The sequence below is a fragment of the Tundrisphaera macrotermitis genome, assembly GCF_051175315.1.
Lineage (GTDB): Bacteria > Planctomycetota > Planctomycetia > Isosphaerales > Isosphaeraceae > Tundrisphaera.
In genome coordinates this window covers 1783723-1795995 of the sequence record NZ_CP195100.1, presented here as the reverse complement: position 1 = coordinate 1795995, position 12273 = coordinate 1783723, and the positions used below count along the sequence as shown (strand labels likewise).

12 protein-coding genes are annotated in these 12273 nt (G+C 70.4%); 10 read left to right on the top strand and 2 right to left on the bottom strand.

What is annotated here, in order from left to right:
* Window positions 1-38 precede the first annotated feature (38 nt).
* The 4 genes from TA3x_RS07565 to TA3x_RS07550 all read left to right on the top strand — a co-directional run bounded on the left by TA3x_RS07565 (window position 39) and on the right by TA3x_RS07550 (window position 3733).
* Window positions 39-494: a hypothetical protein gene (locus tag TA3x_RS07565; RefSeq protein WP_435019853.1), complete on the top strand. Its 456-nt coding sequence runs from the start codon at window positions 39-41 to the stop codon at window positions 492-494.
* 151 nt (window positions 495-645) lie between these two features.
* The gene (locus tag TA3x_RS07560) at window positions 646-1494 is read left to right on the top strand and encodes a glycosyltransferase (RefSeq protein WP_435019851.1); all 849 of its coding nucleotides are present in this window, start codon (window positions 646-648) and stop codon (window positions 1492-1494) included.
* A 147-nt stretch (window positions 1495-1641) separates the two neighbouring features.
* Window positions 1642-3048 carry a Gfo/Idh/MocA family protein gene (locus TA3x_RS07555; RefSeq protein WP_435019849.1) on the top strand — a complete coding sequence of 469 codons (1407 nt, stop codon included), beginning with the start codon at window positions 1642-1644 and terminating at the stop codon, window positions 3046-3048.
* Window positions 3049-3187: 139 nt separating this feature from the next.
* Window positions 3188-3733: a hypothetical protein gene (locus TA3x_RS07550; RefSeq protein ID WP_435019847.1), complete on the top strand. Its 546-nt coding sequence runs from the start codon at window positions 3188-3190 to the stop codon at window positions 3731-3733.
* A gap of 68 nt (window positions 3734-3801) precedes the next feature.
* Here the strand turns inward: TA3x_RS07550 and TA3x_RS07545 are convergent, their stop codons facing one another.
* The gene (locus TA3x_RS07545; RefSeq protein WP_435019845.1) at window positions 3802-5673 is read right to left on the bottom strand and encodes a sigma-70 family RNA polymerase sigma factor; all 1872 of its coding nucleotides are present in this window, start codon (window positions 5671-5673) and stop codon (window positions 3802-3804) included.
* Window positions 5674-6027: 354 nt separating this feature from the next.
* On the opposite strand from TA3x_RS07545, the gene TA3x_RS07540 reads away from it, so the two are divergent.
* The 6 genes from TA3x_RS07540 to TA3x_RS07515 all read left to right on the top strand — a co-directional run bounded on the left by TA3x_RS07540 (window position 6028) and on the right by TA3x_RS07515 (window position 11034).
* Window positions 6028-6468 (top strand): hypothetical protein, encoded by a 441-nt coding sequence (locus TA3x_RS07540; protein WP_435019843.1) that lies wholly within the window; start codon window positions 6028-6030, stop codon window positions 6466-6468.
* A gap of 122 nt (window positions 6469-6590) precedes the next feature.
* Window positions 6591-7589 (top strand): DUF1559 domain-containing protein, encoded by a 999-nt coding sequence (locus TA3x_RS07535; RefSeq protein WP_435019841.1) that lies wholly within the window; start codon window positions 6591-6593, stop codon window positions 7587-7589.
* 121 nt (window positions 7590-7710) lie between these two features.
* Window positions 7711-9150 (top strand): spinster family MFS transporter, encoded by a 1440-nt coding sequence (locus TA3x_RS07530; RefSeq protein WP_435019839.1) that lies wholly within the window; start codon window positions 7711-7713, stop codon window positions 9148-9150.
* A 63-nt stretch (window positions 9151-9213) separates the two neighbouring features.
* On the top strand, window positions 9214-10212 hold the full coding sequence (locus TA3x_RS07525; RefSeq protein ID WP_435019837.1) for a malate dehydrogenase: 999 nt from the start codon (window positions 9214-9216) through the stop codon (window positions 10210-10212).
* Window positions 10213-10279: 67 nt separating this feature from the next.
* On the top strand, window positions 10280-10555 hold the full coding sequence (locus TA3x_RS07520; RefSeq protein ID WP_435019835.1) for a UPF0175 family protein: 276 nt from the start codon (window positions 10280-10282) through the stop codon (window positions 10553-10555).
* 98 nt (window positions 10556-10653) lie between these two features.
* A complete protein-coding gene (locus TA3x_RS07515; protein WP_435019833.1) occupies window positions 10654-11034 on the top strand; it encodes a DUF3368 domain-containing protein in 381 nt (126 codons plus the stop codon).
* 54 nt (window positions 11035-11088) lie between these two features.
* Here the strand turns inward: TA3x_RS07515 and TA3x_RS07510 are convergent, their stop codons facing one another.
* Entirely contained in the window at window positions 11089-11577 is a 489-nt protein-coding gene (locus tag TA3x_RS07510) for a GNAT family N-acetyltransferase (protein WP_435019831.1), read from the bottom strand.
* Window positions 11578-12273: the final 696 nt, after the last annotated feature.

Here is a 12273-nt window from a genome sequence, read left to right as displayed (position 1 = left end):
CCGATCGTGAGTACACCGGGCTCGGCAGGAGGTGAGGCATGCCGAAGCGGATCACCCTGCGTGCCTTGATGATCGCGGTCGCCGTCTGTGCGGCCTGCATCGTGCCCTTTCGGATCTATCGCCAATATCGGGCCGACCGGGTGCAGTTCCAGGCTTTGATCTACACGCACAAGACCGCGGAGATGATGAAGCAATATTCGGCGAAGGTCGCCGAGATCATGGAAGAATTCGCGGCTTCCGAGCGGGACATCGCCCGTCGGTTTGCCGCGACCTCGGCGCAGCCCGCCGGCGACGAATCGGGTCGAACGGATGGCTCCCCGGCCACCGAGGAATGGGACTCGGCGGTTCGGTCGATCGGGGATCTTGCTCGGCCCGAACCTCCGCCGATCTTCGACCTTGCCAGGCACCGCAACGACCTCGCCGATTGGACCCGCAAAGAGGCCGAGGCGCGGGCCGCGATCGAGCATTGGAAAGCAACCCACTTCTGGTTCTGAGCCCATCCGGGGCCACGGCCGAAGGGGTGCGGTCGCCCCTCGGGAAGTTCGCGGCGACACGAAGGCGGTTCGTGCGCTAGAATTCGGTCGGTCGCGATCCGGCGGGCCGGCCGGATCAATCTCCGAGGATTCTTCGCGGCGGGCCGATGGCGTGACGACACCGGGCGAGCAGGCAGACTCCGCGAAGGTGGCGGTGGCGATCCCGTGCCTCAATGAGGCGAACGCGATCGCGGCCGTGGTCGCGGCGTGGCGCGAGGCGCTGCCCGAGGCCGAGGTGATCATCTTCGACAACGGGTCGACCGACGGCACCGGCGACCTCGCCCGGGGGCTGGGCGTGCGGGTGGTGGAGGTGCCCGACCGGGGCAAGGGGAACGCCGTCCGGGCCATCTTCCGCGAGCTGGCCGGCCGCCCCGCCGTGGTGATGACCGACGGCGACGGCACCTATCCGGCATCGGCCGTCCGGCCGCTGCTCGGCCCGATCCTGGACGGCCGCGCCGACATGACGGTCGGGGCCCGGCGGCCGGTCGCCGAGGATAAGGCGATGAGCGCCACCCATGCCCTGGGCAACTTCGCGATCACCGCCGCGTTCGGCCTGCTGGTCGGGCCGGGGTGCCGGGACCTCCTGTCGGGCTACCGCGCGTTCGGCCCCCGGTTCCTCCGGGCCGTGCAACCCCGGTCGACCGGGTTCGAGATCGAGGCGGAGCTGTCGGGCGAGGCGGTCGGGCGCGGGTTCCGCGTGGCCGAGGTCCCCGTCTCCTACCATCCCCGGATCGCCGGGACGGCCAGCAAGCTCCGCGCCGCCCGGGACGGGCTGCGGATCATGGCCACGATCATCCGGCAGGGGGTCCGCCATCGACCCTGGCGCCTGATGCTGGCGCTGGCCGTGCCGATCGCGGCGGCGGGCCTGGCCCTCCGGCTGCCGCCGGTCCTGCTGGCCGCCGCGACGCTGGCGGTGGCGGCCGTGGTGCCGTTCGCCCGGGCGACGACCCGCCCCGGGTAGGTCATATCGGCGCCCGTCGGGATCGGCTAGGATCGCGTCGCGATGGAGGCGGCAGGCCGCCCCCGGCGCCCCACCCGACCCACTCCGATCCCCGACCGAAAGGCAACAGCGATGTCTCGCCGCGGAAATCTCTCGCGCCGTGGATTCATGGATCGTTCGCTCGCGGGGCTGGCCGCCGCCGGGCTCCCGGCCTGGTACGCCGGCCAGTTCTTCGGGGCCTCCGAGGCCGCCGCGGCCGACGACAAGCCGGTCGGGGCGAACGAGAAGCTCCAGATGGGCGTGATCGGCGTCGGCCCCAACCCCCGCCGCTCCAACGCCCTGTACGGCGCGGCCAAGAAGTTCAAGCACGTCAAGTTCACCGGGGTGTGCGACGTCGACGGCCGCCACCTCGACCACGCCACCAAGCAGTACACCAAGGACGGCTACGACGTCCGGGCGTACAAGGATTTCCGCGAGATCTGCTCCCGCCCCGACGTGGACGCCCTGATCATCGCCGTGCCCGACCACTGGCACGCCCTGATGGCCCTGGAAGCCCTCCGCAACGGCAAGGACGTGTACTGCGAGAAGCCCCTGACCCTGACGGTCCAGGAGGCCCTGGTCCTGATGAAGGCGGTCAAGGACTCGGGCCGGGTGCTCCAGACCGGCAGCCAGCAGCGCGACGAGATGGGCGGCAAGTTCCGCCTGGCCGCCGAGCTGGTCCGCTCCGGCCGGATCGGCAAGGTCAAGTCGATCGAGTGCCGGGTCGGCACCAACCCGGTCAGCGGGCCGATCCAGGAAGTGGCCCCGCCCGCCGAGCTGGACTGGAACGCCTGGCTCGGGCCGACCGCCGCCGTGCCCTATCGCTTCGAGAGCGACAAGAAGACCAACTGCCACTATGAATTCCGCTGGTTCTACGAGTACAGCGGCGGCAAGATGACCGACTGGGGCGCCCACCACCTGGACATCGCCCAGTGGTGCCTGGGCAAGGACGGCAGCGGCCCGACCGGGGTCGAGAAAGTGTCCGCCACCGAGCCCCACCACGGCACCGACGGCTACAACACCCACCCCGACTTCAAGGTCCGCTACACCTACCCCGAGGGGACCGAGGTCTTCGCCATGTCCGGCGGCGGTTCCACCGTGGGCGGGCTGGTGGACGCCAACGGCAACAAGCGCAAGGAGAAGGGCAAGGAGGTCGACGGGATCGACGGCGACGAGAACGGCCTGCTGATCCAGGGCGAGAACGGGACGATCTTCGTCGGCCGGTCGCTGCTGCTGGCCAGCGACGCGAAGATCCTGTCCGAGCCGCTCAAGGACGACCCGATGCTCTACCCGTCGCGGCCGACCGACCACATGGGCAACTTCCTCGACTGCGTGAAGACGCGCGGGACGCCGATCGCCGACGTCACGGTCGGCGGCGGTTCGGTGATCGTCTGCCACCTCGGGGTGATCGCCCTGATGACCGGCAAGAAGCTCACCTGGGACCCGGCCGCCCACCGCTTCACCGGGGCCGACGCCGAGGCCGGCAACAAGCTGCTTTCCCGCGAAATGCGCTCGCCCTGGAAGCTCGAAGCCTGATCGGCGACCTATGAGAAGGGGGCGGGGCCGATCCCGTCCCCTCCCGCATCCCAGGCCCCCGGCCGACAATAATCGCCGCCCGCGGGCGAATCGGCCTCCGTGCTGCGAACCTCCCCCCCGAGTCCCGGAGATCCGCCCGATGAAGCGTGCCCTGGTTGGATCGTTGACGCTGGCGACCCTGATGGCGGCGGCCCTGTCCGCTTCCGCCCAACGCCCCCGCGATGGGGCGCCCCCGCCGCCGCCTCCCCCGCCCCGCTACCGGCTCGGCGAGCTGATGCCGCCCCAGGTCCGCGACCGCCTGACGCTGACCGAGGACCAGGGCAAGCAGCTGGCCGACCTGGAGGCCGAGGTCCGGGCGAAGCTGGAGCGGATCCTCACCCCCGCCCAGCGCGAGCAGCTTGAGGTCCCCCGCCCCCCGGCGGGCGAGGACGAGGACCGGGGCCGGCCCGTCGAGGCGGTCGCCCGCGAGCTCGGCGTGACCCCCGACCAGTTCCGCGCCGCGTTCCGCAAGGTCACCCCGGCCCGCCCCGGCGAGGAACCGACCCGCGAGCAGCGCCAGAAGAACCGCAAGGCCTTGTCCGAGGCCCTGGGCGTCTCCCCCGAACGGCTCGACGAGGTGATGGACAAGTACCGCCCCGGCGGCCGCGGCACCAACGGCGCCGACCGCCCGGCCCGCCCCGAATAAGCCCCGCGATCCCCCGCGATGCATCGAATCCTCGGCGAGCCCGGCCCCCTCGGCCGGGCTCGCGTCGTTCAGTACGAGTCGTTTTTCCGCCCGTCCAGCCTCCGGAGGATCAGGTCGAGCTTGCGCTCCATCTCGTCCATCCGCCGATCCTGCGCCCGCCTGGCCCGATGATTCTCATCCTGGGGATTGGACGGGATCTCGCTGGTCCGGTCGTTCGCGGGAGCGAAAGGGGCCGGGTCCGCCTCGAATAAGGGGTCGGGGGCCGGGTCGGCGTCTGTGCGCGTCGGGCGGGGGGATCGGATCGGTATCAGCCGGTCCAGGGTCTTACCCCCGCCGATCTTCTCGCGTACCCACTCCATGCCTTCGGGCGCCGTCCCGACTGCCGAACTCGGGAGCGAATCCGGGTTGCCGTCCTCCGGGCCCGGGGAGATCGGTGCGAGGTCCGAACCTCCCGGATGGATGACGATGGGCATGTCGGGTTCAGGACGGGGGATGCGGCTTGAATGGCGTCGGGGGAGGATCGGGCGGGCGTCGAGTTCCGATCGTCGATAGTCGGCATTCCGCCGGGGCGTGTCGGCGTCGGTGGTCGGATCGGGCGATGGCCGGTCGGCGGCCGGGCTGGTTTCGAGCAGCCCGGCCGGTGCGGGCCTTCTGTCCCCTGGCTTGGCCAGCCCGGGGATTTCGACGTCCTGGGCTTCGCCCGGGGGGGGAGCGGTCGTCGACCGACCCTGGCGCGGGATGGCCCAGGGGGAATCATTCGCCCCGATCTTGATGTCGAAGTGGTCGCTCGCCTGGTCTTTCGTGATCTGGATGGAGGCCGACTTGCCCTGAATTCTGTTTTGCCGGCGGTCATCGCCCGATCGCTCGTCCGAGGTGATCCGGACCGTCCCCGAAGCGTCGAGTTCCGAAGAGACCACCTGCACGTAGGACACGCGCCCCGAGCCGTCGACCCGTTCGTACTGGATCGTGATCCGCTCGTATCCTTCGAGGGGTGGCGTGAGGATAGCAGATGGATCCGGGGCGGGTACGGGCCGGGTCGCCGGGGGCTTTCGGCTCTCCGGGCGATCCTCGGCCCCGGGAGGGGTTCCCTGCTGCTGGGCCAGGGCCCCCACCCCGGACACCCCCAGGCCGAGGCCCAGCACCGCCGCGCCGATCAGCTTCAGCTTCGAGGTCATCATCGCGTTGCACACCTCCTGGGCGAGGGAGAGGACCGTGGCCGGGACCATCCCGACCTTCATCTGGCCCGTCGCGAACCGGGTCGCGGCCTGGGCCGCGCCGTCGATCCAGGACGGGGGGACGAGCAGGGCCGACGGGGCGACCGAGGGGGCCAGGCCCCGGCGGGTGAGCCGGGATCGGAGCCGTTCGCGGCCCCGGGACAGGCGGCTTTGCAGGGTGCCGACCGGCACGTCGAGCTGACGCGCGGCCTGGTCGTGGGTGTAGCCTTCCAGCAGGCACAGGACGACCGCCGCGCGGAAGCGGTCGGGCAGCCGGGCGATCTCGGCGTGCAGGGCCTCGCCGAGGTCGTCCCGCGGCGGGTCGGGGACGCTGGTCGGGGCCAGGGCGGCGGCCCGGGCCTCGTGCTTCCGCCTCCGGGCCGACGCCGATCGGGCGCACAGCGAGGTGCGGCGGGCCACCTGGTGCAGCCACGCCGCCACCGAGTCCCCCGACCACGCCGACCCGGCGCGGCGGGCCAGCACCAGGAACGTCGCCTGGAAGGCGTCGTGCGCGTCGTGGCCGTCGCGGAGGATCGACCGGCAGGTGCGCAGGACCATCGGCCCGTGCCGCTCCACCAGCGCGGCGAACGCCGACTCGGCCGCGTCGCCGCCGAGCGAGGCGAACCGGCCGAGCAACTGGCGGTCGGAGAGGTCGCCGATCGGTCCCTGCCGGAACAGGGCCGATGCGCCCCGGATGACCTCGTCGCACCGCCGACCCATCATCATCTCGGCCTCCCATGACCCCGAGCCCTTGCCTCCCGACAAGAGTGATGTCACGATGCGGGGCCTCTCGTCCAACTTTTTCCGAAATCCATCACGAACGTCCTGCCCGATGCACCGGCCCTGCCGGGGCAAGCTGCCTCGATTCGAGGCAGCCCCGGCCGGAGTGCGTCGGCGCCGTCTCGGGAGGCCCCGATGGGCGACGCCCTAAGTCTTGATTTTGCAGGAGTTAAAGAATGTGAAAATGCGGCGAGCCCCGCCGGGGGCGTCGGCAAGCGATTTGCAAAACGGTTCATGCGCATGTCTTCATCGCCTGCGGACCGAGGGCCAGATTTCGAGATGTTCTCACCGAGAAACGCGATGCGGCGTCCGGATTCGATCCGGTGGGCACGGGGCCTGGGATCGCTGCTGATCGGGCTCATGGCCGGGTGCGGAGGGGGCGAGATCACCGACGACGGCCTGCCCCGCGAGCCGGTCTCGGGCCGGGTGACCTGGAAGGGCCAGCCGCTGGCCAAGGGCCTGATCCAGTTCATCCCGGACGGCCAGGGCCAGGTCGCCCCGATCGTCGCTCCAATCACCGACGGCCGATACGAGGTCGCCAAGGCCCAGGGCCCGGTCCCGGGCAAATACTCGGTCTCCGTGACCGAGGCGGTGGACGGCCCGCCGCCCGAGGCGATGCCCGGCGAATCCCCCCGCCCCGCCCCCCAGTCGATCCCCGCCAAGTACAACACCAAGACGACCCTAACCCGCGACGTCAAGGCGGGCGAGGCCAACACCTTCGACTTCGAACTGGCCCCCTGATCGGCCCGTTCGACCCTCCGTCTCGCCGGCGGGGCAAGTCCGCCGAATCATCTCCTCCCCGGCCCCTCCGGCCGTCGTCATCGTCCCCCGATCCCTCTTCCATCCGTCCCGGAGCACCTGGCATGTCGAAATCGAGGCGTGGCTTCACCCTGATCGAGCTGCTGGTGGTGATCGCGATCATCGCCGTGTTGATCGCCCTGCTGCTGCCCGCCGTGCAGGCGGCGCGCGAGGCCGCCCGGCGGGCCCAGTGCGTCAACAACCTGAAGCAGGTGGGTTTGGCCACCCACAACTATGTGGGCGTGACCAACACCCTGCCGCCGGGCAAGCAGGGCTGCTGCTTCGGCACCTGGCAGACCTTCCTGCTGCCCTACCTGGAGCAGGGGTCGATGGCCAATGCCTACAACTACATGGGCAACCAGGCGACGGAGGGCACGACCGACTCGGGCCGGACCCTGCGCTACGCCGGGGCGGCGAACCTGACGGCGGCCGCCAACCGGATCTCCTCGCTGACCTGCCCGAGCGACAGCCCCAAGGCCCCGATCAGCAGCGCGATCGGCAGCGTCACCTACGAGATCAAGTCGCACAACTACGTCGCCAACTTCGGCAGCTCCGCCTACACCCAGCCGACCGCCCCGTACAACGGCGTGGCCTTCCTGGGCGCCCCGTTCATGAACGTGTCGGCCGGGACGCTGCCGCCCGCGGCCCCCACCGGCAAGACGTTCAGCTTCGCCGACATCACCGACGGCACCAGCAACACCCTGATGTACGCCGAGGTCATCCAGGGCGAGAAGGGGGGCACCCCGGTGAAGACCGACCTCCGGGGCTACACCTGGTGGGGCGACGCCGCCGGCTTCACCGCCTACCTGGCCCCCAACAGCCCCCAGCCCGACGTCCTGGGCGCGGGCTACTGCGCCAACGGCGTGGGGTCCAATCCCCCCTGCGTCGAGCAGGCCACCCCCCTCCTGCTGGCCAGCGCCTCGCGGAGCCGGCACCCGGGCGGGGTGAACGCGGCGATGGTCGACGGCAGCGTCAAGTTCTTCAAGAACACGGTCGCCCTGTCCGTCTGGCGCGCCCTGGCCTCGACCCAGGGGGGCGAGATCATCAGCGCCGACGCCTTCTGATCCCCCCCGGTGCCATCCCGGTCGCGCGGCCCATCCCCGGGCCGCCGCCCGGACCCTGGACGGGCCGCGCCCGACCGATTAGCATCGGGCCGGGATGCGAAGCGGTCCGGGAGGGGTGCCGGTGATTCACGTTGATTACGGGGACGATGCGGCGACGAAGCCGGGGCTGGCGGGCATCGGCGCGGGTCGCACCTCGCGGCTGGCGATGACGACCTTCGTCGTCCTGTTCGCCATGAATCTGCTCGATTATGTGGACCGGAACATCCTGGTCAACATGCAGAAGCAGATCAAGGCGGAGATGAAGTTCGACAACGCCGACTGGGGCTTCCTGGCCACCGTCTTCCTGGTCAGCTACTCCGTGTTCAGCCCGGTCATGGGCTGGCTCGGGGACCGCTTCAAGCGCACCTGGCTGCTGGCGGCCGGGGTCGGCGTCTGGAGCCTGGCCACGCTGGCCAGCGGGCTGGCCACCGACTACAAGCACCTGGTCTGGGCCCGCAGCGTCCTGGGGATCGGCGAGGCGACCTATGGCGTGATCGCCCCCACGATCCTGTTCGACCTGTTCTCCCGAGAGAGCCGGTCGCGGCTGATGTCCACCTTCTACCTGGCCATGCCCATCGGCGCGGCGATCGGCATCTTCCTCGGGTCGTACATCGCCGACCGCTACCACTGGCATTACGCCTTCTACATCGTCGGCGCGCCGGGGGTGTTCGCGGCGATCATCGCCCTGTTCCTGCCCGAGCCGATCCGGGGGGCCAGCGAGGGGGTGGACCCGGAACGGCTCCGCGAGCACGAGCGGGCCGGGGCGACCAAGGAAGACTACATCGACCTGATGGTCAACTCGTCCTACACCTACTCCGTGTTCGGCCAGGCCGCCTACACCTTCGCCATCGGCGGGATGCTGGTGTGGGTGCCGGTCTACCTGGTGAGCACGCGGAACTTCGACCAGGTGCGGTCCGGCGGCCTGCTGGGGGTGATGACCTTCGCGGCGGCCCTGGTGGGCATGACCCTGGGCGGGATGCTCGCCGACCACTTCGGCAAGAAGCGCCCCGGGGCCCTGTTCGTGGTGCCGGGCGTCGCCATGATCCTGTCGATCCCGTTCGTCCTGCTCTGCCTGTTCTCCAAGACCGAGCCGGTGATCTTCGCGTCGATCTTCGCGGCCGAGGCGCTGATGTTCGTCAGCACCGGGCCGTGCAACGCGATCATCGGCAACGTGGTCCAGCCCAACCTGAGGGCCGCCGCGTTCGCGGTCTCGACGTTCGCCATCCACTTCCTCGGCGACATCTGGTCCCCCTGGCTGATCGGCAAGGCGGCCGACATGTTCGGCGACCCCGAGCTGATGAAGTCGGCCATCGGCCGATTCCTCGCCTCGGTCGGGGCCGTGCCGACCCAGCTGCCCGGCCAGAAGCCGGAGAACCTCGTCGCCGGGCTTTTGTTCATCACGCCGGCGCTGCTGCTCTCCGGCATCGTCCTGATCGCCGGGGCGCGGCACCTGTCGCGCGAGATGGACCTGATGCGGGCCAAGCTCAAGGCCGCCCCCGCCGACCAGCCCTCGCTTCATTAATGGTATGATGGCCGTTCCGACTCACCCGTCCTCCGTCCAGCCCAAGCAAGGGATCGTCCGACCATGAGCAGCAAGCCCGTCCGCATCGCCGTCACCGGGGCCGGGGGCCAGATCGGCTACGCCTTGATCTTCCGCCTGGCCTCCGGCGCCGTGTTCGGCCCCGACCAGCCGGTGTCGCTCCGCCTGCTGGAGATCACCCCCGCCCTGCCCGCCCTGACCGGCACGATGATGGAGCTGGACGACTGCGCCTTCCCGCTCCTGGCCGACGTCCAGGCCAGCGACAAGGCCGAGGTCGCCTTCGAAGGGGCCGACTGGGTCATCTTCGTCGGCGGGATGCCGCGCAAGGACGGCATGACCCGCGCCGACCTGATCCGGGCCAACGGCCCGATCTTCACCGCCCAGGGCAAGGCGATCAACGACGCGGCCGGCCCCGACGTCCGGGTCCTGACCGTGGCCAACCCCTGCAACACCAACGCCCTGATCGCCCGCTCCCACGCCCCCAAGGTCCCGGCCGACCGCTGGTTCGCCATGACCCGGCTCGACCAGAACCGCGCCGCCGCCCAGCTCGCCACCAAGGCCGGCGTGCCGGTCGGCCAGGTCGACCGCGTGACGATCTGGGGCAACCACTCGGACACCCAGTACCCCGACTACAAGAACGCCCGGATCAACGGCAAGCCGGCCACCGAGGTCATCACCGACGCCTCGTGGTTCGCCGACACCTTCGTCCCGACCGTCGCCAAGCGCGGCTCGGCCGTGATCAAGGCCCGCGGCGCCTCCTCGGCCGCCTCGGCCGCCAACGCCGCCCTGGACGGCGTCCGCTCCTGCGTCGTCCCGACCCCGGCCGGCGACTGGTTCAGCGCCGGCGTCGTGTCCGACGGCTCCTACAACGTCCCCGCCGGCCTGATCTACTCGTTCCCGCTCCGCACCGAGGACGGCAAGACCTGGTCGATCGTCAAGGACCTGCCCATCGACGCCGACGCCCAGGCCAAGATCGACGCCTCGGCCCAGGAACTCATCGCCGAGCGCGACGCGGTCAAGGACCTCCTCGGCCCCGCCATCTGATCGCACTTCCGGGGCGGGAGCGATGCCGCCCCTGTCGAGTCCGAGATCAGCCGGTTAAGATGGCACCATGATCATCCACTTCGAGTTGCCGGCCAAGATCGAGGAGCAGGCCCGCACGAGCGGGGTTGACCTGAACCGCCAGGCGAAGGAGGTCTATCTCATCGACCTCTTTCGCCGCGGCGTGATCGGCCACCACGAACTCGGACAGGCCCTCGAACTCGACCGATTCGAAACCAATGCCTTGCTCATGCGGCACCGGGTCGACGAGCGGACTTTGAGCGACGAGGAAGTCGATGCCGATGTGACGGGCATCAACGCCCTCCTCACGCCGCCGTCTCCATGATCGTCGTCGCCGACAGTTCCCCCTTCGTCGTCCTGATCAAGGTCGGCCGGGTCGAAATCCTCCCGGCGCTCTTCGAACGGTAGGCCATCCCGAGCGAGGTGGAAGCCGAACTGTCCAGCCGCAGGCGTTCGCCTGAGGTCCGCTCTTTCATCGCGACGAGGCCGGCCTGGCTCGTCGTTCGCGATGCCGCGACGGTCGAGGTCATCGAAGGGCTTCACCCGGGCGAGACGGGGGCCATCGCACTCGCGCGAGAGATCGGGGCAGATCGGATCATCCTCGACGAAAGACGGGCTCGGAATGCCGCCAGCGACCCGAAGCGGGGCCTGAATGTCATCGGCACGATTGGAGTTCTCGAAGCCGCGGCCGAGCGGGGGCTTCTCGATCTGGGAGAGGCTTTCGAAGCGGTGAAGCGGACCGATTTCTGGGTCAGCCATGATTGGCTCGACGGGCGGCTCTCACGTTTCCTGGCGAGACAGTAGCCCGGCCCTACCGTGAACCATTCGGATGGCCGGATCCGAGTGCGATCGCCGAGGTCATCCCCGCCCCTCCGCACGCCAGCGCCAGACCGGGCCGTCCTCGGGGTCGTCGAACGTGCCGATGTGGATGAAGCCGGCCTTCTCCAGCACGCGGCACGAGGCATTCCGCTCGGGGAGGGTGTGGGCGATGACCGGGCGGTCGCAGGCGCGGGCCCGGAGTTCGGATGCCATCGCCGTGGCGTGGCCCCGGCCTTCGTACGGTGGGAACGTGAAGTAGGCCAGCTCAACGGAGCCGTCTGCGCCGGGGCCATCCTTGAAGCCGCAGGTGCCCACCAGTCGCCGCCCGGCCACGTCGATCGCCAGGAAGCAGCCCCACTCGGGGGCGCGTGGCCGGGCCTCGATCAGGGTGATGACCTGTTCCAGGACCGGTCCGAGGACCTCCGCGGCCGGCCCGATGTCGCCCCCGAGCCTCGCCTGCAGTTCGGCCTCCGAGCGGCGATGGGCGTCGAGCAGGCTCCGATCGATGGGCACCAATCTCAGGGGCATCGCAGCTTCCTCCCGCCTCGTCCTGGCATGTCCGCACTCGCCGGATCGCCCGCGCCCGGGCCGACCGGCCCCCCGGAAAGTGAGCGGGCCGAACGGGTCGCGATCGTCGCCGGGAGGGCCGATCGGCCCGGGTCGGGGCCCGCCGGCCGGTGGCCCGGGCGAACATCACGCGTCGGCCTTCTCGCAAGGATAGGGGCACCGTTCGACACGCGGCCCGGCCGCGAAGTTCGGCACGGGGGCCGACGGCCGGTCGTCGGGGGTTGAGCCGCGTCCCGGACCCGAGGAGTTCTCGTCGCGATGGCCGAAGGCAAAACGAACCCATCGCCCGCGTCGTCGAGGCATCCCGGATCCGGCCGGGGTCGCCCACCGGGCCGGACGCGGCATGCCGCCCGGCCTCGCCGAAACGAACCCACCGGGGTCGGCGATCCCCCTCGGTGGGTCGGGCGAAACGAACCCAACCGACGGAGTCGTCGCTCCGCCCGAGGTGCCGGGCAAAACGAACCCACCGGGGTCGGCGATCCCGCCGGAGGGAGGCGGGCCAAACGAACCCATCGCCCGGATCGGCCGGGGGTGAGGATCGGTTGGGGAAGGGTCGGGGCGAACCCCGGCCCGGGGCAGCCCGCGGGCGAAACGAACCCACCGCCGGGGCGGATTCGCTTGCGGGTGGGGTTGACCGTGAGGGTCGTGATGATTATC

Coding starts and splice junctions, on each gene's coding strand:
- TA3x_RS07535 (WP_435019841.1), top strand. CDS start 6,591: ATGTCGAAATCGAGGCGTGGCTTCACCCTGATCGAGCTGCTGGTGGTG.
- TA3x_RS07520 (WP_435019835.1), top strand. CDS start 10,280: ATGATCATCCACTTCGAGTTGCCGGCCAAGATCGAGGAGCAGGCCCGC.
- TA3x_RS07565 (WP_435019853.1), top strand. CDS start 39: ATGCCGAAGCGGATCACCCTGCGTGCCTTGATGATCGCGGTCGCCGTC.
- TA3x_RS07540 (WP_435019843.1), top strand. CDS start 6,028: ATGCGGCGTCCGGATTCGATCCGGTGGGCACGGGGCCTGGGATCGCTG.
- TA3x_RS07525 (WP_435019837.1), top strand. CDS start 9,214: ATGAGCAGCAAGCCCGTCCGCATCGCCGTCACCGGGGCCGGGGGCCAG.
- TA3x_RS07550 (WP_435019847.1), top strand. CDS start 3,188: ATGAAGCGTGCCCTGGTTGGATCGTTGACGCTGGCGACCCTGATGGCG.
- TA3x_RS07555 (WP_435019849.1), top strand. CDS start 1,642: ATGGATCGTTCGCTCGCGGGGCTGGCCGCCGCCGGGCTCCCGGCCTGG.
- TA3x_RS07545 (WP_435019845.1), bottom strand. CDS start 5,673: ATGATGATGGGTCGGCGGTGCGACGAGGTCATCCGGGGCGCATCGGCC.
- TA3x_RS07510 (WP_435019831.1), bottom strand. CDS start 11,577: ATGCCCCTGAGATTGGTGCCCATCGATCGGAGCCTGCTCGACGCCCAT.